General features: G+C 34.4%; 20 protein-coding genes. 13 read left to right on the top strand and 7 right to left on the bottom strand.

The annotated features are described in order from the left end of the window. Nucleotides 1-12: 12 nt before the first annotated feature. The 3 genes from ACVC43_RS10190 to ACVC43_RS10180 form a co-directional block, all read right to left on the bottom strand. Nucleotides 13-1,245: a class I SAM-dependent rRNA methyltransferase gene (locus ACVC43_RS10190; RefSeq protein WP_452224411.1), complete on the bottom strand. Its 1,233-nt coding sequence runs from the start codon at nt 1,243-1,245 to the stop codon at nt 13-15. A 4-nt stretch (nt 1,246-1,249) separates the two neighbouring features. Next, nucleotides 1,250-2,371, bottom strand: a complete 1,122-nt coding sequence (locus ACVC43_RS10185; protein WP_452224410.1) for a DEAD/DEAH box helicase — start codon at nt 2,369-2,371, stop codon at nt 1,250-1,252. A gap of 99 nt (nt 2,372-2,470) precedes the next feature. Then, a complete protein-coding gene (locus ACVC43_RS10180; protein WP_452224409.1) occupies nt 2,471-4,024 on the bottom strand; it encodes a DEAD/DEAH box helicase in 1,554 nt (517 codons plus the stop codon). Between the two features lie 102 nt (nt 4,025-4,126). Between ACVC43_RS10180 and ACVC43_RS10175 the strand changes: the two genes are divergently transcribed. The 5 genes from ACVC43_RS10175 (at nt 4,127) to ACVC43_RS10155 (ending at nt 10,232) form a co-directional block, all read left to right on the top strand. After that, nucleotides 4,127-4,939, top strand: coding sequence for a DUF1853 family protein (locus ACVC43_RS10175; RefSeq protein ID WP_452224408.1), 813 nt, complete (start codon nt 4,127-4,129; stop codon nt 4,937-4,939). A gap of 92 nt (nt 4,940-5,031) precedes the next feature. After that, nucleotides 5,032-5,763 carry a DUF6928 family protein gene (locus tag ACVC43_RS10170; protein ID WP_452224407.1) on the top strand — a complete coding sequence of 244 codons (732 nt, stop codon included), beginning with the start codon at nt 5,032-5,034 and terminating at the stop codon, nt 5,761-5,763. Nucleotides 5,764-5,856: 93 nt separating this feature from the next. Continuing rightward, entirely contained in the window at nt 5,857-8,151 is a 2,295-nt protein-coding gene (locus ACVC43_RS10165; RefSeq protein WP_452224639.1) for a DNA topoisomerase 3, read from the top strand. Nucleotides 8,152-8,326: 175 nt separating this feature from the next. After that, nucleotides 8,327-8,914 carry a pseudouridine synthase gene (locus tag ACVC43_RS10160; protein WP_452224406.1) on the top strand — a complete coding sequence of 196 codons (588 nt, stop codon included), beginning with the start codon at nt 8,327-8,329 and terminating at the stop codon, nt 8,912-8,914. A 70-nt stretch (nt 8,915-8,984) separates the two neighbouring features. Further along, the gene (locus tag ACVC43_RS10155; protein ID WP_452224405.1) at nt 8,985-10,232 is read left to right on the top strand and encodes a mechanosensitive ion channel family protein; all 1,248 of its coding nucleotides are present in this window, start codon (nt 8,985-8,987) and stop codon (nt 10,230-10,232) included. Nucleotides 10,233-10,289: 57 nt separating this feature from the next. On the opposite strand, the gene ACVC43_RS10150 is transcribed toward ACVC43_RS10155, so the two are convergent. Beyond that, nucleotides 10,290-10,742 (bottom strand): cold-shock protein, encoded by a 453-nt coding sequence (locus tag ACVC43_RS10150; RefSeq protein ID WP_452224404.1) that lies wholly within the window; start codon nt 10,740-10,742, stop codon nt 10,290-10,292. 99 nt (nt 10,743-10,841) lie between these two features. After that, nucleotides 10,842-11,537, bottom strand: a complete 696-nt coding sequence (locus ACVC43_RS10145; RefSeq protein ID WP_452224403.1) for a hypothetical protein — start codon at nt 11,535-11,537, stop codon at nt 10,842-10,844. A 424-nt stretch (nt 11,538-11,961) separates the two neighbouring features. Here ACVC43_RS10145 and ACVC43_RS10140 point away from each other — a divergent pair, with 424 nt between their 5' ends. Then, the gene (locus ACVC43_RS10140) at nt 11,962-12,096 is read left to right on the top strand and encodes a hypothetical protein (protein ID WP_452224402.1); all 135 of its coding nucleotides are present in this window, start codon (nt 11,962-11,964) and stop codon (nt 12,094-12,096) included. Between the two features lie 103 nt (nt 12,097-12,199). Continuing rightward, nucleotides 12,200-13,522, top strand: a complete 1,323-nt coding sequence (locus ACVC43_RS10135) for a dipeptidase (protein WP_452224401.1) — start codon at nt 12,200-12,202, stop codon at nt 13,520-13,522. Between the two features lie 20 nt (nt 13,523-13,542). Here ACVC43_RS10135 and ACVC43_RS10130 read toward each other — a convergent pair whose 3' ends face one another. After that, nucleotides 13,543-15,531 carry an alpha-ketoacid dehydrogenase subunit alpha/beta gene (locus tag ACVC43_RS10130; RefSeq protein ID WP_452224400.1) on the bottom strand — a complete coding sequence of 663 codons (1,989 nt, stop codon included), beginning with the start codon at nt 15,529-15,531 and terminating at the stop codon, nt 13,543-13,545. Nucleotides 15,532-15,676: 145 nt separating this feature from the next. Here ACVC43_RS10130 and ACVC43_RS10125 point away from each other — a divergent pair, with 145 nt between their 5' ends. The 5 genes from ACVC43_RS10125 (at nt 15,677) to ACVC43_RS10105 (ending at nt 19,772) form a co-directional block, all read left to right on the top strand. Beyond that, nucleotides 15,677-16,624, top strand: coding sequence for an isopenicillin N synthase family dioxygenase (locus ACVC43_RS10125; protein WP_452224399.1), 948 nt, complete (start codon nt 15,677-15,679; stop codon nt 16,622-16,624). Between the two features lie 80 nt (nt 16,625-16,704). Continuing rightward, nucleotides 16,705-17,031, top strand: a complete 327-nt coding sequence (locus tag ACVC43_RS10120; RefSeq protein WP_452224398.1) for a translation initiation factor — start codon at nt 16,705-16,707, stop codon at nt 17,029-17,031. Nucleotides 17,032-17,036: 5 nt separating this feature from the next. Next, nucleotides 17,037-17,978, top strand: a complete 942-nt coding sequence (locus ACVC43_RS10115; RefSeq protein WP_452224397.1) for a DUF1835 domain-containing protein — start codon at nt 17,037-17,039, stop codon at nt 17,976-17,978. Further along, nucleotides 17,968-18,837, top strand: a complete 870-nt coding sequence (locus tag ACVC43_RS10110; RefSeq protein WP_452224396.1) for a nucleoside phosphorylase — start codon at nt 17,968-17,970, stop codon at nt 18,835-18,837. The genes ACVC43_RS10115 and ACVC43_RS10110 overlap by 11 nt, the downstream gene beginning before the upstream one ends. Before the next feature lie 80 nt (nt 18,838-18,917). Further along, complete coding sequence (locus ACVC43_RS10105; RefSeq protein WP_452224395.1) at nt 18,918-19,772, top strand: substrate-binding domain-containing protein; 855 nt, start codon at nt 18,918-18,920, stop codon at nt 19,770-19,772. 153 nt (nt 19,773-19,925) lie between these two features. Here the strand turns inward: ACVC43_RS10105 and ung are convergent, their stop codons facing one another. Beyond that, on the bottom strand, nt 19,926-20,591 hold the full coding sequence (gene ung / locus ACVC43_RS10100) for a uracil-DNA glycosylase (protein ID WP_452224394.1): 666 nt from the start codon (nt 20,589-20,591) through the stop codon (nt 19,926-19,928). 63 nt (nt 20,592-20,654) lie between these two features. On the opposite strand from ung, the gene ACVC43_RS10095 reads away from it, so the two are divergent. Next, on the top strand, nt 20,655-22,148 hold the full coding sequence (locus ACVC43_RS10095) for a YfcC family protein (RefSeq protein ID WP_452224393.1): 1,494 nt from the start codon (nt 20,655-20,657) through the stop codon (nt 22,146-22,148). Nucleotides 22,149-22,210: the final 62 nt, after the last annotated feature.

The raw sequence follows: 22,210 nt of genomic DNA, 5'->3' as shown, positions 1-22,210 counted from the left end.
ACAGATAAAAAATCAACTGTCTAATCTGTAAAACCCACACTTTAAATAAGCACCTTCAGGAAAACCAATAGGATGGTCGCTGTCATGAAAGGTCTTTAAAATACAGTCTGAAGTTCTACTGCTTTCTCTTAACACCTGAGCGTTTATATCGAAGAAAGTCTGTGCCAAAACGCGTGAAGAACATGAGGCTAAAACCAGCAATCCCTTTTTAGAAGTAAGTTGTATGCCTAATGTGGCGAGTTGAGCATATTTCTTTTTTGCCAATTCTATTTCACTTTGTTGTTTTGCAAAACTTGGAGGATCGATAACTACAACATCGAAAGTTTGTTTATTATTAATCAGGCGTTTCATAGCAACAAAGGCATCTTCTGCAATCGTTTTATGTGTACCAGAATAGGTATTTAGTTTTCCGTTTTCAATGGCGATGTCCAAAGCTTGCTTGCTAATATCCAGACTTGTAACTTCCTTTGCACCATTAGCCAAGGCATGTACCGAAAATCCTCCAGCGTAACTAAATACATCTAACACCGTTTTATTCTTGCTCCACTCACCTACTTGCTTTCTGTTGGCTCTATGGTCTAAAAAATAGCCGGTTTTATGACCCTTAATAACATTTGCAGAAAATTGAACACCATGCTCTACAAACTGCACGACCTCATCTTCTAAAACACCATAAACGACTTCGCCATTTTTAAGCTTATTAAGTTTAGATTGCTCCAAACTTCTACTTAGGCGAATAACAATGGTTTGCGCCTTGGAAACCGATTGCAGACTTTTTAATAAGGTTTCTAAATACGGTAGCCATATTTCAGAATAGATTTTAACCACCAGCACATGGGCATAAACATCTGCAATTAATCCCGGAAACCCATCGTTTTCACCAAAAAGTAGCCTGTAACTGTTGGTGTTTGTTTGCAGTAATCCGCTACGTTTGGCAAAGGCTTCTTGGATGTTGTTGTCGAAAAACTCAGCGTTAATAGTCGCAGGTGTATTTCCGCTATGCAGCATTTTAATACGAATAGGCGAATTAGCATCGTATAATCCAAGTCCAATAACCCTATTTTTATTTTTACTAAAAACAATAGCTAAATCACCGTTTTTTGCATCGTTATTAACTTTAACAATGTTATCGCTAAATACCCAAGGATGACCTTGCAATACAAATTGCTCACCTTTAGCATTTAGTTTGATTGCTAACCGCTTAGGCTTGTAACATGAAGTGATACTTTCAGAAAATAAAGACATGTTTTTAAAGTGTCAATTCCTTAATTTTTATGCCTAAAGCTTTTTCTACTTCGGCAACCCTTTTAAGTTCTGTTGGTAATACTAATGCAATAGATTCACCTTTTTTTCCGGCCCTTGCTGTTCGTCCGCTTCGGTGTGTATAATACTCTAAATGTTCTGGTAGTTGGTGGTGAATGATAAATGCTAAATTATTTACGTCTATACCACGTGCAGAAACATCTGTTGAAATTAATATCTGCAAATTCGTATTCTTAAAAGCACGCATAACCTTGTCGCGCTCTTTTTGCGTCATATCACCTTCTAAGGCATCGACATTAAAACCTTCCTTTTGTAAATGTTGTTTTAAAGCCTGTGTACCAGCTTTGGTCCTGCAGAATATTATACCACGCTCATCTGCCCTATCGTCCAATAAACGCATAATGGTATGCGCTTTATCTACAATAGTTGTTTGCACAAAATGATGCGAAATATTAGCATTAACAATACTATTTCTGTTAATTTCCACGCGAACAGCATCTTTAGAAATGTAACGGTTAACTATAGTTTTTAAATCGTTAGGCATGGTTGCAGAAAACAACCATGTATTTCTGGCACTCTTAGTAGTGGCATCTAAAATGGTGTTTAAATCTTTTTTAAAGCCCATACTCAACATCTCGTCTGCCTCGTCTAATACTAAGGTGTTAATATGTTTTAAATCGATAATATTCTTATCCAACAAATCGACTAAACGTCCTGGCGTTGCAACAATAACATGCGTTGGGCGTTTTAAATTACTAATTTGAATGTCTATTTTTTCGCCACCATAAACACCTTCAACAAAAATTTTTTTGTCGTTGTATTTAGTGAATTTAAAAAGCTGCTTTTTTATTTGCTGTACCAATTCCCGAGTGGGAGCAATTATAAGACCTTGAACAGCATTTTTACCAGGATTTATTTTATGTAATACAGGCAAGCCGTAAGCGGCAGTCTTTCCTGTTCCTGTTTGGGCTAAACCAACAAAATCGACTTTAGAATTTATTAAAACGGGAATGGCTTGCGCTTGAATTTCGGTAGGTGTTTTAATGCCTAATTCTTTAAGCGATTTTATATAGTTTTTTGTGATGCCTAAATCTCTAAAAGTACTCATTGGTTTTTGTTGTTAAGTTGTTTTTTGTGGAGTTGGTAACACTAAAACGTTAGCTATTCACGTAAATACTGCCAACTAAGACTGAATACTGTAAACTAATTAATCCTCAGGTGGGAACCCATGAATTTCTTCAAAAACCTCATCGAAATTCTTGCGTAAATAAGCGTTTAACTTCTTTTTGTAGTCGTCTTTAAGCCATTCTACAAAGTTAAATGTACTTTTACTAATACATTTGGTATAACGCTGAATACGGTAATCGATATCGTCTTTTAATAATTTAGCCAAGGCTAATGCATCCCATAAATCTTCACTGTTTTCAATACAAATTTTAGCATGATGCTTAATTGAACGCTCTAAAATTACTTTAGAAGAATCACCTTCTCTAACCGATTGTATGTACATGGCTTTAATGTCGAAATAAACATCTTTAGATTTTGCAAACTCCGCACGAAGCTCGTCTGGCATTTCATATCTAAAGTTTTCCTCTAAATCTTCATCGCTTAAAATACCATCTAAATAGAAGTTTGGAGATCTAAATATTTTATGCCAATCCAGGTCGCTTCCCCAAGGTCCAAAACGGTGTAAATTATTCCCTAAATCCACCACTGTAAACGTATTTTTATTTTTAAGAATACGCGAACCACGACCAATCATCTGGTAATATAAGGTTAAGGACTTAGTCGCTCTGTTAAGTATAATACAATCTACAGTTGGTTCATCGAAACCAGTGGTTAATATACTAACCGAAGTTAAAATAGCGTCTGGTGTTTCTTTAAACCACTTTAAAATGGCTCTACGCTCTTTTTTGGTGTTATTATTATCTAAATGCGCTACTGGATAACCTGCGCGCCTAAAGGTATCGTACACATGTAGAGACGTGTTAATACCATTGTTAAATATTAATGTTTTCTTGCCTTTACAACGCTCCTCGTAAGCCTGTATAAGCTTGGTAAGCATATCTGTGTTGGTGTATAAATCTTCTGAAGATTTTACGGTGTAGTCACCATTGGCACCAACAATTAAAGAAGTTAAACCTACATTGTAAGAATAGACTTCTGCACGTGCTAAAAATTCGTTTTCAATTAACGAGTGAATGGTTTCACCAACTATTAACTCATTGTAATTGTCTTTCATTGGTAGATTAATATTACTACTTAAAGGTGTTGCTGTAACACCTAAAATGAAAGACTTTTCAAAAAACTTAAATAATTTGGTAAACGAGTTATAGTGTGCTTCGTCAATAATTACTAAACCTATATCGCTAATATCAAGTTTATCGTCGTTTAAACGATTGTTAAGTGTTTCTACCATGGCAACAAAGCAATTATAATCGCCTTGGTCGCTTAAATCGGCTTTAGAGTCTACAATTTTATTGGTAACACCAAATTCAGACAACATGTTAGAGGTTTGTTTGCACAACTCAATTCTGTGAGTCATCACTAAAACCTGTTTTTTGTGATGCTTTAAGTATTGACGTACAATTTCAGAGAAAATAACGGTTTTTCCACCTCCAGTTGGTAGTTGGTATAATAAGTGATAATCTTCTGGAGCTTCTTCAAAACACCTGAAAATCTTGCTAATGGCGCCTTTTTGATAGCTGTATAAGCTCTTGCCTTCCTGTCTTTCTTCTAATTCTAAAGCTGTAACCTTCATTAATTTTTTTTGAAATTTGCGATGTGCAAAAATACAACGAATTAAAGGCTTTTGACGAATAATATTAAAAAAATTTTTAATTGACTATTTTTGATGCTTCTTATGGCAGATAACTCAGATAACTTACAAGCTCAATTTAGTGGATTCTACAATACACCACATTTGTTTTTAGAGCCTGTTATGGGCATGCAACCATTACTAACACACAAGCAGAAAACACCAGTTTTTAATGGTCTTGGATTAGAACGCATACGGCTTGGACAGCGCGTGGAACGTTTTGTTACTACAGAGTTGCTTCAAAATAAAAACATAAATATGCTATGCGAAAACCCTCAAATACAAACCCAAGAGAAACACACAATTGGTGAATTGGATTGTTTGTATTTAGATGGCGAACAGGCTGTGCATTTAGAAATTCAGTTTAAATTTTATTTGTTTGATAAAACGCTTGGTAATACCGAAATAGACTGTTGTATTGGTCCCATGCGTCGTGATAGTTTATTAGAAAAATTAACCAAACTAAAAGAGAAGCAATTACCACTACTCTATGCCAGTGAAACCAAAGCGTTATTAAAGAATTGTAATATTAAAGCCGAAGAGTGTATTCAGAAAATTTATTTTAAAGCACAAATTTTTGTGGCATATGGTCATACTATTCAACTTAAAGCATTAAATCCAGACTGTATTTATGGTTTTTATTTTAAGTATTCTGAGTTGCCCTTTTTTAAGAAGTGTAAATTTTTCAGACCGAAAAAAACAGATTGGTTACTAGATGTTTCGCCAAATGTAAGTTGGAAAACCTACAATGCTATCTTACCCGAACTGAAAGTTTTTGAAGCTGAAAAGTATGCGCCTATATTATGGCTAAAGTTTGAAAATGGAGAGATTACTAAGTGTTTTGTGGTGGCTTGGTAGGTTTTAATTCGTGTTTTAGTTAATAACTCTACATAACTTCACTGTATATAGAGACTTGAATTTCCTATTTTGCAGTATAAAACGATCAACATATGGGTTGGAAACTGTCTGCAATATTTATAAATACAAATAAGCAAATTGATGAAATCGAATTATTTCAAAATTTAGGTTTTGAGAACGTTAAGCCAATAGCCTCTAAAGCTTTCGAAGAAATTTTAAATCCAGTTGAAGGCGAATTATATATTGGCAGTTATAAAGGCACTACTATTTTATGTATACCAGCACTTCCCTATTCCTTTTTAGAAGAAGGTTTAAAGCAAGAAGAGGTTGTTCTGGTAAATGCGTTTCCCGACACTGAAATATCAGGTTTGATGTTGCATAGTGTGGTTAACTTCTATGGCTATACGCTAATTAAAAATGGTGAAAAAATAAGAGTAAAAGGAGGTTCAGCCGATGATGGTGTTGTTGTAGATTTTGGTCCGCCTTTACAAGAAGAAATAGCAATACTTAAAAAATCTAAACTTAATGCAGATGGCGATCGGATTTATAGGTTAGACGATTATCCAGATGAAGATTTTACAGAAGATCAATTAGGTGAAAATTTTGTGTTTGAATTAAGTGAACGCTACATTGGTGAGACTTTAGATTCGGCAGAAGATTTACTATTCGAAACAACATTTAGAGGTTATAGTTATACAGATACTGAAGCGCAAATTAAAGAAACTAAAAAAATAAAGAAAAGAACACAATGGCTTAAATATGTTATCTACATTGTGTTATTCTTTATTATTAGGTTTATAGTTAAATATATTTTCGATTTATAATTAATAAAAGTATTGGTTAATAACTCCCAAAAACTTCCTTTTAAAACTACAATCAAAATCCCTACTTTGCAATTCCAAAAAATAGAAAAATTGTTGAAAGTCTGTATTGCCGAAAAACCGTCTGTAGCAAGAGAAATTGCTGCTGTTCTTGGAGCCAACACCAAACGTGATGGTTACTACGAAGGTAATGGCTATGCAGTAACTTATACTTTTGGGCATCTTTGTACACTTAAAGAACCAAACGATTATAAACCGTATTGGAAAAGCTGGGATTTAAATAATTTACCCATGTTACCAGAACGTTTTGAGACCAAAGTGTCTAAAGATTCAGGTATTAAAAAGCAGTTTAATATTGTAAAAAGTTTGTTTGATAAGGCAGATGTGGTAATAAACTGTGGTGATGCAGGACAGGAAGGAGAACTTATACAACGCTGGGTATTAAATCAGGCAAATTATAAAGGAAAGGTAGAAAGACTTTGGATATCTTCTTTAACAACCGAAGCCATAAAAGAAGGTTTTAATAACTTAAAACCAGCCAGCAATTACGACAACTTATACTATGCAGGGTTTTCTCGTGCCATTGGCGATTGGTTACTGGGCATGAATGCTACACGATTATACACCGTAAAACATGGTGGTTACAAGCAAGTGCTTTCTGTTGGTCGTGTGCAAACACCAACGCTGGCGATGTTAGTCAATCGTTTTAAAGAGATTGAAAACTTTAAACCACAACCGTATTGGGAATTACAAACACTATATCGCGACACGTTGTTTAGTTACGAGGAGGGTCGTTTTTTAAAAGTTGAAGATGGCGAAAAACTGGCCAATATTGTTAAGAAACACGATTTCGAAATTGTATCTGTTAAGAAAAAAGCAGGAAACGAATATGCACCTAAATTATTCGATTTAACGGGTTTACAAGTGTATTGTAACACTAAATTTGGATTTAGTGCAGACGAAACCTTGAAAATTGTTCAGAAATTATACGAGCAAAAAGTAGTCACCTACCCAAGAGTAGATACCACGTTTTTACCAAACGATGTCTACCCAAAAGTGCCAGGGATTTTAAAAAACTTAACAAAGTATGCTACATTAACCCAACCACTTCATGGTAAAAAACTAAAGAAAACAAAAAAGGTTTTTGATGATGCTAAGGTTACAGATCACCACGCCATCATCCCAACAGGTGTGCAAATAAATTTGCAATACAATCAACAACAGGTTTACGATATTATCGTGCGTCGCTTTATTGCTGTGTTTTATCCGGATTGTAAAGTGTCTAACACCACTGTTATTGGTAAAGCCGAAAAAGTAAAGTTTAAAACCACAGGAAAAGAAATTTTAGAAAAAGGCTGGAGAGTGGTTTTTGAAACGCCCGAAAAACCAACCAAGGAGACTGGTATTTTACCCACTTTTGAAAAAGGCGAAAAAGGTCCACACGAACCTTCGTTTTTAGAAAAACAAACCAAACCACCAAAGCAATTTACCGAGGCTTCCCTCCTACGCGCCATGGAAACTGCAGGTAAACAGGTAGATGACGATGAGTTAAGAGAGATCATGAAGGAAAACGGTATTGGTCGTCCATCTACGCGTGCAAACATTATTGAAACCCTTTTTAGAAGAAAATACATAAAACGCAATAAAAAGCAAGTATTGCCAACAGTAACAGGTATTCAGTTGATTGGCACTATTCAAAATGAACTATTAAAATCGGCAGAATTAACAGGGAAATGGGAAAAGCAGCTTAAAGACATTGAAAAGGGTAAATTTAGTGCAGCAAGTTTTATAAAACAGATGAAACAAATGGTAGACCGTTTAGTTTACGAAGTACGCAGCGAAACCAAAAAAGCCAATATTTCTGCAGTAAATAATAAATCTGTTGCTTCTAAGAAAAAGTCAAGTGCAACAACTCAAGGAATTACTGCTTTAAAATGCCCGAAATGTAAACAGGGCGCTATTGTTAAGGGTAAATCGGCTTATGGTTGTTCAGAATATAATAAGACGTGTAATTTTGTAGTGCCTTTTAAATTTAAAGATAAAACGATTTCTGAAAAGCAATACATTCGTTTGTTTAAAAAAGGGTCGACTGTTAATTTAAAAGGTTTTAAAACAGATAATGTTGCTGTTGAAGGCCTTGTACGGTTTGACGACAATTTTAAATTAAAATTAGAACCTAAAAAAGGTAAAACACCCACCACAAGTGCTTCTGAAGCGAATACTTGCCCTAAATGCAATAAAGGAACTATCATTAAAGGTAAAACGGCTTACGGTTGTAGCGATTATAAATCTGGCTGCGACTTTAGGTTTAGTTACGATTTAATTCGTGAAAAAACCAAAGGGCAAACACTAACTAAGGATTTGGTTTTTGAAATTTTGAGAGGAAAGTAATTGTCACTTTGAGTGATGCCGAAGCATAAGGGATTGTATCGAGAAGCAATTACTTACTAAAAAGATTCTCGATACATTTTGTTCGTGCCTCACAAAACACTCGAATTGACAAAGAGGTATTATATCATTGTCATTCCGCACGCGATGCGGAATCCAAATAGTAACAAATTAATAATTGAACACAAAACAGCATAAACACTATAAAATATTTAAACCTTATGGCATGCTCTCGCAATTTGCCAGCAATTCTACCCAACAAAAACGTAAACGTTTTTTGGGTGAGTTAGGTCCGTTTCCAGAAGGGATAATGCCCATTGGGAGACTGGACGAGAAAAGCGAAGGCTTATTGCTACTAACAACAGATGGTAAACTAAGCGATTATATAAATTCTTCGGGTATAGAAAAGGAATATTATGCTTTAGTGGACGGTGATATTTCCGAAGCAAATATAAAAGCAATAGAAAACGGTGTGGAAATTGGTTTCGATGGCAAAAAGTACCAAACCAAATCGTGTAAAGCGTTTAAATTAGAAGCTCCTCCTAATTTCCCGGAACGTGCAAAAAAGATTCGTGATGCACGCCATGGCCCAACATCATGGATTTCAATAACCTTAACCGAAGGTAAATTTAGGCAAGTTAGAAAAATGACGAGTGCTGTGGGTTGTCCCACCTTAAGATTGGTGCGTGTGCGTGTAGGTAATATTGAGCTAAATAATTTAAAACCAGGAACGATAAAATCCATCGCTATTCCTAAGCTACTTTAACTATTATTTATGGGTTTAATTAGCTTATAGTTAATAAATCTCATTAATTTTGCATTAAATTAAAAACCTTATGCAAGAGCAAATTGCGTGCTTTTTTTATAACATTTACGTAGGCTTAGGGCTAACAGAATTATCTGCTAAGTACCTTAATATGTTTAGCTTGTTGCTAATCGCTCTTCTCTTTATTTATATTGTAGATAAAATTGTCACGAAAATTTTACGCGTTTTTTCGGTACGTTTAGCTAAATACACCAAATCGCCTTTCGATGATTTGCTATTAGCTAACAAAGTACCTAAAAATGTGGCGCATATTGTACCGCTAATAATTGCCTTGCAATTATTGCCAATAATTTTTATGGACTTTAATTATATTGAAGTTCCCATACGTAAAATACTTCAAGTTGTATTTATTATTCTTACGCTTTGGATCGTGCGAAGTGTCCTCCACACACTCGAAGATTATTTTAAAACCTTACCACGTTTAAGAGATAAACCCATAGATAGTTACATTCAGGTTTTCATGATTTTCGCATGGATAGTTGGTGTTTTTGCTGCTATTGCAGTCTTTACGAACATTTCTGTAATAAAATTTATAACCGGTTTTGGTGCAGCTTCGGCAATAATCCTACTTATTTTTAAAGATACTATTCTTGGTTTTGTGGCAAGTATTCAAGTCTCTATTAACGATATGGTGCGTATTGGCGATTGGATTACTTTCGATAAATATGGTGCAGATGGTGACGTTACAGAAATAAATTTAGCAACTGTTAAAGTGCAGAATTTCGATAATACAATTACCACAATACCAACGTATGCAATGATTTCCGATTCGTTTAAGAATTGGCGTGGGATGACGAATTCTGATGGTCGTAGAATTAAAAGACATTTAATGATCAGGCAGGATTCTATTAAGTACTTAACTCTTGAAGACATCGAGCGTTTAAAAGGTGTACAGTTAATAAGTACTTATTTAACAGATATGCAAGGCAAAATAGACCAATACAATCAGAAGTATAAGGCAGATAAAACCATGCTTTTAAATGGGAAAAACCTGACTAATATTGGTGTTTTTAGAAAATACATACAAACGTATTTAGAAAATCATTCGGCCATTAACAAAGAAATGCTTCTTATGGCAAGGCAGTTACAGCCAACTACACAAGGTATTCCATTAGAAATATATGCGTTTAGTAAAGACAAACGTTGGGAAAATTACGAATATGTAATGTCCGATTTGTTTGATCATTTTTTAGCCGCTGTGCCTTATTTCGATTTAGAACTTTTCGAACTCCCTAATTCCGGAAGTTTTAAAGCATAAAAAAAGCCTTGATTATTTCTAATCAAGACCTGAGTTAAATACGTGTTAATAGCAACGTTATATTTTCTTAACACGAACTGCGTTTAAGCCTTTCATGCCTTTTTCTAATTCAAATTGAACCTTGTCGTTTTCGGTAATTTCATCAATTAAACCACTAACGTGACAAAAATATTTTTCCTGATCTTCCATATCGATGATAAAACCAAAACCTTTAGAAGAGTCGTAAAAAGATACTTTTCCTTGTCTAATAGGATCTACTTCTGGTAAATCTTCTTTTTTAGGTACACCTAAAACAATGTTTTTTGCCTTTACTTTTATTTTATCTTCTGGATCTGGTGGCGTATCTACCAAGTTTCCATTAAAATCTACATAAGCAAACTGGATACCATCTGTTCCATTCTCTTCTCTTTCAGCCTTACGGGCTTCCATTTTCTTCCTCTTGTCTTCTCGCTTTTTAAGGCGTTTCTTTTCTTTTTCTAATTTGTTAAATGTCTGTTGCGACTTTGCCATTCTTTTTTTTGTGTAAGTGTTAATAATTGACTGAATTGCCAATTAATTTTGTAAAAATACGATTTTCTATTGATTTATTAAAGAAAATAATAAAGTTTGCTATTCTTCATCCTTTGCTTTCACTACTGTTAAAGTAGCTTTTATGCCAGTTGCCAGATTCCATTGGTTAGAAACAACAACTCTGCCTTGGTCGTCTAAGATTTGAAACTCTGCAGTATTCGGTCCGCTGGTTCCTTGATTTAAAGCTTCAAACTCAATAATATTGTCTCCAGGAGTTAAAGACAAAAAGAAACCTTTGCTATACGTTTCTAATAAAACACGAGATTGTACAATATCTCCATTAACATAAATACGAACTAAATCGCCATCTGGAGCTTGGTGATCTCTGTAAATAATATTTACACGTTTTGCTTTGGTACTGTATTCACCTAAATATTGAGTGACTTCACTACCATTGTGCCTGCGCTCATCATCAGCTTTTAATTTTAAAGCTTGCTTTAATTGCTTTTCGTAAAGCTCTGCAGGATTTCTAAATTTATTCTCCTTTATCATAGAGAAATCTTTACGTTTCGCTACAGGAAGCGCTTCCTCTTTTGGTAATACGACTTCGTTCTCCTTTTCCTCGTCTGGTATGGCGCTGTTTTCTTCTTCGGGAATAACAATAAGCTCGTTATCTGCTTTAGGGTCTTCTACTTCTTCTGCAGGAATAATTATAGATTTATTTTCACTATCAATTTGTGCACTTAAATTAAGCACAAAAAGTAAAGTGAAAAACAATAAAAACCTATACTTCATATTTAATAATAATTCTATTCGTCGAAAATAAACCAAAAACCATACCTAAATATTAAAATTTTATTAATTCTATCAAAATTTTAATATAAATCTTGAAACGAGAGTTCTATAAGGACCTCTACTCGGTTTAAAAGCGTGTCATAAATGTTAAAATATGTTAAAAATGTACTTTGTTATACATAGTACTGTAACAAAATATTATTTGTGTCGTCTTTCTAATATAACAAATCATTTATCAATCAATTTTTAAAACCAATCATTATGAGAACTTTAAACAACAATCAACTATCAGGAACATTAGAAGGAACAAAAAGTAATACTTGGAATTCAAGAAGACGTTACAGATAGTTTTAAGGGACATCAATCAGTAGTACTGAAATCCCTCAGTATCAATCAAAAAAATCAATCAAAAAAAACCAAAATTATGAAAGCTATTATTAACACCTTAAGAAAAACGAGTCGTATTACTGAAGAACGTTTACATGTTGGAAAAGCACTTTTCAAATTCAGTAACACAAAAGATGGACTATGGAATGGCGTAAACCGCTACGCACATTAGTAATTAGCAGGATTAATTGAAAAGAAAGCCAGTGAATTAGGGTTCTCTGGCTTTTTTTATTTTGGTTTTTGTAACTTAACAAAACTAATAAATATTGTTATAAATGAAATCAATCATATTCAGCCTTTGCATTGCCTCTCTCCTATTTTCCTGTAAAACAGAAACCAAACCAGAAACTAAAGAACAACTATTGGCAAGAGCAAAAGCAATCCACGAGCGCGTTATTACTTTAGACACACATTGCGATATTAATGTAAAAAACTTTACAGATTCTTTAAATTATACACAAGATTTAGAGACACAAATTACGTTACCAAAAATGAAAGCTGGCGGACTAGATGTTGCTTGGCTTATTGTTTATACTGGACAGGATAGTTTAAATACCGAAGGCTATAAAAAAGCTTACGACAATGCGATTTCTAAATTTGATGCTATCCACAAACTCACAGAAGAGATTGCGCCAAATGACATTGAATTAGCTGTAAATTCTAATGAGGTGAAAAGGATTATTAAATCTGGCAAAAAAGTAGCTATGATTGGTATTGAAAACGGTTATCCAGTAGGCTTAGATATAAAAAACGTTGAAAAATTCTACAATCTCGGTGCGCGTTATATGTCTTTATCTCATAATGGCCACAGCCAATTGTGTGATAGTAACACGGGAGAGGAAAAAGACGAGTGGCTCCACGATGGATTAAGTGATTTAGGAAAAGAAGTTGTTATAGAAATGAACAGATTAGGCATGATGATAGATGTTTCGCATCCTTCTAAAGAAGCAATGAAACAAATGATTGAATTAACAAAAGCACCAATAATAGCCTCGCATTCTTCGGCTAGAGCATTGTGTAACCATAGCAGGAATTTAGACGACGAGCAATTAGAGTGGTTAAAAGAAAATGGTGGTGTCGTACAAACTGTGGCCTTTAAGGGTTATTTAAATACAGAAAAACAGGAAGCTTACCATAAAGCGAGAGTAGAATTAATGGAGCAGATTGGCGACTCGTTACACAATAGTGGAAATGCATTTTTTGCAAAAAAGTGGTACATAGAAGAGAATTGGGAAAAACTAAGTATAGCAGTAAAACAAGACATTAACGATAGCGACAGTGTTAAAATACTTGTAGATTTATTTAAAAAGAAATCTAAAGTAACGCCTAATTTTCCTGAAGAAGTTAATGTATCAGACTTTGTTAACCACATCGATTATTTAGTGGAAAAAATAGGTATTGACCACGTTGGTATTAGTAGCGATTTTGATGGTGGTGGTGGTATTGAAGGTTGGAGCGATGCCAGTGAAACCTTTAATGTAACTTTAGAATTAGTAAAGCGAGGCTATACAGAAAGCGATATTGAGCAGCTTTGGAGCGGCAATTTATTACGTGTTTTAGATGAAGTTGAGGCTGTGGCTGAGGATATTCAAAAATAAATTTAGGATTTTTTTTTAAATTAATAAGCCATCAACTCCAACAACGCCTTTTCAAACTTATCACGCGATAAATACTGGTCTTCCAGTTGGTTGATAAAAGGAATAGGTGTTTCTAAACTCGCAACGCGCTTTACAGGCGCATCTAAAAATTCAAAACAATTTTCCATAATTAAAGCCGATATATCGCTGGCAATACCACCAAATAACGAGTCTTCCTGTAAAATAATAACACGGCCTGTTTTTTTAGCAGATGCATAAATAGTTTCAGTATCTAAAGGTTGGAGCGAACGTAAATCTATTATATCGGCATCAATATCTGGATGCTTATCCAACGTGTTCATTGCCCAATGTACGGCTTGACCGTAAGCTATAACTGTAATGTCGGCTCCTTCTCTTAAAGTTGCTGCTTTACCAAAAGGAATAGTAAAATAATCTGTTGGAACCTCTTGGCGAATACTTCTATACAACGCTTTATGCTCGAAAAATAATACAGGATTTGGATCGTTAATGGCTGTAGCTAATAACCCTTTGGCATCTTTAGGAAACGCAGGATACACCACTTTTAAACCTGGTGTTTTTGTAAACCACGCTTCGTTAGTTTGACTATGAAACGGTCCTGCTGCAACTCCAGCACCACATGGCATACGCAAAACAACATCGGCATTCTGGTTCCAGCGATAATGCGATTTTGCTAAATAATTAACCACAGGATTAAAACCAGAGGTTACAAAATCACTAAACTGTAATTCTACAACACTTTTAATACCTGCAATGCTTAAACCCATTGCGGTTTCAATAATTGCCGATTCACATATTGGCGTATTTCGTACTCTATCTTTTCCAAACTGCTCAACAAAGCCATCGGTAATTTTAAAAACGCCACCATATTCGGCAACATCTTGTCCCATAATTACTAAATCCTTATGCTGTTCCATAGACTGTTTTAAGCCTTCGTGTATAGCATCTACTAAACGTAGATCTTTAGTATTTGAATTCTCTTTAACTTCCTGATAATTAAATTCTTGAAATACATCTTTTAATTCATTAGTTTCAGATGATATTATTTTTTGTTCATTATCTGTTTGGTCTAAATGCGTATCAATTTCAGCTTTAATTTCTGCTTTAAAAATGTCGTCTTGTTTTTCAGTTAAAATACCTTCAGCTAACAAATACGAACGGTAATTATCTATAGGGTCTTTGGCTGCCCATTCGTCCATTAAATCCTGTGGCACATACTTGGTACCACTCGCTTCTTCATGGCCACGCATTCTAAAGGTTTTAAATTCTATTAAAACCGGACGCGGATGCTGGCGCATGCTTTCTGTTATTTCAGAAATTTGAGTATACACTTCTAAAATATTATTGCCATCAATAATATGTGATTCCATACCGTAACCTAAGGCTCTATCTGCTAAATCTTTACAATTGTACTGTTCAGAAGTTGGTGTTGAAAGTCCGTAACCATTATTTTCAATGCAAAACAACACAGGTAATTGCCATACAGAAGCCACATTTAAGGCTTCGTGAATATCACCTTCACTCGTTCCACCTTCACCTGTAAATACAGCTGTGACCTGTTTTTTGTTTTTTAATTTACTGGCTAAAGCAATACCATCTGCCACGCCAAATTGTGGGCCTAAATGGGAAATCATTCCAACAATTTTGTAATCCTGAGTACCAAAGTGAAACGAGCGGTCACGTCCTTTTGTAAAGCCATTAGCTTTGCCTTGCCATTGGCTAAAAAGTCTGTATAGCGGGATGTCTCGTGTGGTAAAAACACCAAGATTTCTATGCATAGGTAAAATGTATTCTTCCGGTTTCATAGACAAGGTTACACCTATAGAAATGGCCTCTTGCCCAATACCAGAAAACCACTTACTTATCTTTCCCTGGCGCAAAAGAATGAGCATCTTCTCCTCTATTAAACGAGGTTTTAACATGGCTTTGTATAGCGCAATTTTCGTTTTATCGGATAGTGTTGTTTGGCTGTACTTTATATTAGATTTCATAAGTGTTTTCGACATCACAAAAAGTGTTTGTCAAATATAACATTATTGCATAAAAATCGATTATTGATGCTAAAAATTATTGATTATTAAATATGGTATCTTTTCTTTACATTTGTAATAGACGATTAATAAATTTATAGTAGAGATGACGAGTATTCCAAGTGTTAATTTAGAAGATTTTCTTTCTGAAGACCCAAAAAGAAAACAAAAATTTATAGATGAAATAGGCAAAGCATATCAAGACATTGGATTTGTGGCTCTTAAAGGCCATTTTTTAGATGAAAAACTTGTTGATAGATTGTATGCAGAGATAAAAAATTTCTTTGCGCTACCAGTAGAAGATAAACGTAAATATGAAATCCCAGGTATTGGTGGCCAACGTGGTTATGTGTCTTTTGGTAAAGAAAGCGCCAAAGGTAAAAAAGAGGGTGATTTAAAGGAGTTCTGGCATTTTGGACAGTATGTTGAAGACGATCCAGAACGTGCTAAAGAATATCCTGAAAATGTAGAAGTTAAAGAATTACCAGCATTTAATGAGGTAGGAAAAGAAACGTACCAAATGCTGGAGAAAACAGCAAAGTACGTGTTAAGAGCTCTTGCCTTACATTTAGATTTAGAAGAAACATATTTTGATAACTATATCCATAACGGAAACTCCATATTAAGACCAATACATTATCCTCCAATTACTGAAGAGCCTAAAGCCGCAGAGCGTGCTGCAGCACATGGAGACATTAATTTAATTACCCTGTTGATGGGAGCGCAAGGTCGTGGTTTACAAGTACAAAACCATAAAGGCGAATGGATTGATGCTATTGCAGAACCAGACGAATTAATGATTAATGTTGGCGATATGCTATCTCGACATACAAACAACAAATTGAAATCTACCATTCACAGAGTAATTAATCCACCAAGAGAACTTTGGGGAACCAGCCGCTACTCTATTCCGTTTTTTATGCATCCTATAAGTGAAATGAAACTGGATGTTTTAGACAGTTGTATAGATGAGGATAACCCTAAGCAATTTGAAGATATCACTGCTGGTGAGTTCTTAGATGAACGTTTAAAGGAGCTTGGATTGAAGAAATAGTATTCAGTTTACAGCCGCAGTCACAGCCTAACCTGGTTGTGAAACTGCGACTGTAAACTGCGACTGAAGACTAAAAGAATATGGATTTAAAAGATCAATTAAAAAATCTCTTTCCAGAGCATGAAGAAAAGGAAATTGAAATCAAAGAAGAACAGCCTTCAATCTGGCTTCAGGATGATCCAATTATTTGTAAATACGAAAAGCGAAAAGGAAAACCTATTACTATTTTAGAAGGTTATACTGGTGCAAATCAAGATTTTAAAGCATTAGCAAAAGAACTAAAGCAAAAACTAAGTGTTGGTGGTAGTTTTAAAGATGATAAAATTATTATTCAAGGAGATTATCGCGATAGAATTATGACTATTTTAAAAGAAAAAGGATTTAACGTAAAACGTGTTGGAGGCTAAAAACTATGGACAAACACATACTCCATATTACCAACGGATCGAACCTGACAGATTATCTTGAAAAAGAAAAATACGAAGGAGAGATTGTGACTTGGCATGAGATGTTATGTGAAGGACCTACAGAAATTGAAATAGATACTGCTTCCTTTTTCGAGAAAAGAAAAGCTTTTTTAGAATCGGTTTACGATTTTGAATATGATATTTTAAAAGTAAGATTAGAATTAGAAAAACTAAATTATATCAACAATTATGATGAAGTGGTCTTGTGGTTCGAATTCGATTTATTTTGTCATATTAATCTTGTTGCAGCTATAAGTTTACTCAAACAAAAAAGTATTAGAATTCCAATATTTTTAGTTTGTAGCGGACGTATTGACGGAGAAAAAGGCTTAAAAAGCTTAAATAATCTTACGCCAAAGCAATTAAATGAGCATTATGAAAACAGAGTAAAACTTAATGTGGACGATGTGGCACTTGCGCGTCATGCATGGGAATACTATTGTGGAAATGACCATAATTTGTTGAAACCACTTATTGTGAGGTCTTCCAATTTTAAATATTTAAGCATTTGCTTAAAGGCCCATATAAAGCGTTTTCCAGATACCCGAAGTGGTTTAAGTACGTTGGAATATAACATTTTAATATTGGTAAAAGAGCACAAGATAAAATCTCGTCATCATTTAATTGGATATACATTACATTATCAAGGCTATTATGGCTTTACCGATGTGCAGATTGGTCGTATAGTAGACGAATTGCAATTGTTTTTTAATGAGACCGAAAACAGTTTAACACTCAATAGAAATGGACACTTAGCATTAGAACATTTAAAGAATTTTAGAAAAGAACTAAATTGTGATTTTGTTTTTGGAGGCGTAAATAAGAGCGAATTTCAGTTTAACAAAGCAGCAAATAAATTGATTAAAAACACATTGCATGTCGATTAAAGAATCTGAACTTATATTAAACCCAGATGGTAGTGTTTATCACTTAAACCTCAAGCCAGAACATATTTCAAATACAATTATAACTGTTGGTGATCCAGATCGCGTTACTAGTGTAACAAAGCATTTTGATAGCATAGAGTTTAAAACTCAAAAACGCGAATTTCATACCCAAACCGGAACGTACAAAGGCAAGCGAATTACAGTAATATCTACAGGTATAGGAACCGATAATATAGATATTGTTTTAAACGAATTAGATGCTCTTGTTAATATTAATTTAGACACGCGAGAAATAAAAAAAGACTTGACAACGCTTTCTATTATTAGAATTGGAACGTCTGGTTCTATACAAAAAGAAATCCCGGTGGATTCTTTTTTAATAAGTGAAATTGCTGCAGGATTCGATAGTTTACTACATTTTTACGATAGCGATACATTTCAAGACAAAGACATTTCAAAAGCATTAATAACTCATACTAATTGGCATAAAGCAAAGTCAGATCCTTATGTGGTAAGTTGTGATAGCGATTTAATGCAGCAGTTTAGTTCCAGTAAAACCGTTGCTGGATTTACAGCTACAAACGTTGGCTTTTATGGGCCGCAAGGCAGAATATTACGCTTGAAGCTTCAAGATAATCAACTAAATAATAAGCTAGCAAATTTTAAGTATAATGGTAAATCCATTACAAATTTGGAAATGGAAACCGCAGGAATTTATGGTATTTCAAAACTATTAGGACATAAAGCCTTATCGATGAATGCAATTATTGCTAATCGTGCTACAGGAAAATTTAGTGAAAACCCAGCAAAAATTGTAAGCGAGCTCATTACTTATACTTTAAACAAATTATTTAATTAGCATATAATGAATGGTTTAAATCCTAAACCTTTCACTTTTAAATAACAAAGAACAGAATTACCGCTTTAGCGGCACATACTATGAAAGAAATAAAAATAGGAGGCGTTCCGGAGCATTTTAACCTTGCCTGGTATTTAGGACTAAAACATGGCGATTTTAAAGCCGCTAACATTAATTTGCGCTGGAAAGATTATTTTGGAGGCACTGGTGCAATGAGTAAAGGCTTGCGCGATGGAGATATCGATATGGCGGTTATTTTAACCGAAGGTATTATTAAAGATATTATTGCAGGAAATAAATGTAAAATCGTTCAAGTATTTGTAAAAACACCACTTATTTGGGGTATTCACGTGGCAGAACACTCAAAGTATAAATCGATTGAAGATTTAAAAGGAACCAAAGCCGCAATTAGCAGATATGGTTCAGGATCTCATTTAATGGCTTATGTAAATGCTGAAAACAATGGTTGGGATTTAGAAAAAGATTTAAATTTTGAAGTAATAAAAAACTTAGATGGTGCTGTAAAGGGATTGACTGAAGGTGTAGCCGATTATTTTATGTGGGAAAAATTTATGACTAAACCAATTGTAGATAAAGGTGTTTTTAGACGCATAGGTAATTGCCCAAGTCCGTGGCCATGCTTTGTTATAGCTGTTAGAGATGAGTTTTTAAAGACAAACAAAGACGATGTAAAAACGATTTTAAATATAGTTAATGCGACTACAGCAGAGTTTAAAGATATTCCAAGTATAGACAGAATGATTGCCAACCGGTACGAGCAGGAATTAGAAGATGTACAAGAATGGTTAAGTTTAACTGAGTGGTCTCAGGATAATATTACAAAAGAAACTATAGCTAAAGTTCAGGAAGAATTATTTGCATTAAATATTATTCCAGAAAAATGGGAGTACGAGGATTTGGTGGAAACTTTGTAACCCTCAAGCCTCTCTGTATTCAATTTTTCAATATTTTAAAACAAACTCGTATGTGTTCCTCTCTTTAGCTAAAGAGAGATGGGTTTTCAGAGAAAATTCGGAGAGTTTGTAAATAAATGCGCGTCTATTTTTAAGTTTTATTTGAAAGAATCATTACCACTCAATACTTTTTAATCCTTGATCCTTCAAAATAGCATTCGTTTTACTAAAATGCTTATTACCAAACCAATATCCTCGATTAGCACTTAATGGTGAAGGATGGCCAGAAGTGAGGATATGATGCTTTTCAGCATTAATTAATTTGGATTTCTTCTTTGCAAATCCGCCCCAAAGCAAGAAAACTACATTTTTTTTATTATCACTTATGGTTTTTATAACAGCATCGGTAAAGGTTTCCCAACCTTGCTTTTGGTGACTTCCTGCTTCGTGTGCACGTACTGTTAAAGTAGCGTTCAACAAAAACACACCTTGCTCTGCCCAGCGTTCTAAATTTCCACTTAGAGGATAAGCAATGCCTAAATCGGTTTCAATCTCTTTGAAAATATTGATTAAAGAAGGCGGATGCGCTATACCATCATTCACACTAAAGCACAAACCATTGGCTTGCCTGTAATTATGATAAGGATCCTGACCTATTATCACCACTTTTAAATCATTAAAATGGCATTTTTCAAACGCATTAAAAATAAGTTTTCCTGGCGGAAAGCATTGCGTGCTACTATATTCAGATTTTACAAATTGTATTAATTGTTTAAAATATGGCTTATTAAATTCTTCTTGTAAATAGGGTTTCCAGCTATCGTGTATCTCTACGTTCATTAATTATTATATTATTCTGTTTAAAAATAATACTATCTTTAAAGCTATAAAAATTTATTCAACTTGAAAAACATAAAATTCCCGACCGCTCAAACCATATTATTAATAATCGCTGGACTTGTAACTATTTTAACCTGGATTGTACCTGCTGGAAAGTACGATACCTTGGTTTATAATAAAGCTGATAATAATTTTACTCAGGCAAGCACAGAAAAAACAACAAGTCTGCCTGCCACACAAGAAACTCTAAATGCTTTGGGCATAAAAATTCCTTTAGATAAATTCACCAGTGGAGACATTTACAAAGCGATAAATATTCCTAACACATATCGAGAATTAGATGCCCAACCTCAAGGTGTTTTCGACTTTATAAAATCGCCTATTAAAGGAGTTATTGAAGCGGCAGATATTATATTTTTAGTTTTAATTATTGGAGGCTTAATAGGTATAATTAATAGTACAGGTGCTTTTGATGCAGGTATAGCTTGGCTTGCCAGAGTATTAAAAGGCAGAGAGTATATTTTAATTATTCTGGTAACAACTCTGGTTGCTGCAGGCGGAACAACCTTTGGGTTTGCCGAGGAAACCATAGCCTTCTTCCCTATTTTAATTCCTGTTTTTTTAGCAGCTAAGTACGATGCCTTAGTTGGTGTTGCCTGTATATTTATAGGATCTTCCATTGGTACTATGTGTTCCACCATCAATCCTTTTAGTACAATTATTGCAAGTGATGCTGCAGGAATAAGCTGGACTACGGGAGTTTGGGGACGCTTTTTTATGTTATTAGCCTGTTTAGCTATTTGTATTATTTACATTTTACGTTATGCAAATCGCGTAAAAAACGACCCTACAAAATCTATTATTTACCATCAGCAACAACAAATAGCAGCTTTATTTGGTAATACCTCGGCAAAAACTATTGCTTTTACCACACGTTTGCGTTTAGCGCTGTTTGTTTTTTCTATGAGTTTTGCTGTAATGATTTACGGTGTGGTGTTTTTAGAATGGTGGTTTGTAGAGATGACAGCGACCTTTTTAGTTGGTGCCATTATAATAGGTATCATTACTGGTATTAAAGAATCAGTTTTTGTAGATACGTTTGTTAAAGGAGCTTCCGATTTGCTTGGCGTGGCCTTAATTATAGGTATTGCCAGAGGTATTACGGTAATTATGGCAGACGGTCTAATTAGCGATACCATGCTTTACTATGCCAGCGATTTAACCACAGGCATGAATAAAGGACTGTTTGCTACTGCAATGACAGGTATTTACGCTGTACTATCCTTTTTTATCCCAAGTTCTTCTGGTATGGCAGTATTAACCATGCCTATTATGTCGCCATTAGCCGATACGGTTAATGTGGGTCGTGAGATTGTTGTAAATGCCTATCAATATGGAATGGGCTTATTTTACCTAATAAATCCTACAGGACTTATTTTAGCCTCGTTAGCAATTGTAAAAGTCGGTTTTAATAAATGGCTAAAATTCATCATGCCCTTGTTTATTATTTTGGTGGTTTTTACTTTACTGGTGATGACGATTTCTGTATATTTATAGAACGAAAATCACAGTGTTAGTCCGAGTAAAAGAGATATCATATTTCAATAAAACTATTGATT

It is taken from the genome of Lacinutrix chionoecetis (assembly GCF_053604665.1).
The sequence above is the reverse complement of the archived record's forward strand: the minus strand, read 5'-3'. Positions and strand labels throughout refer to the sequence as shown.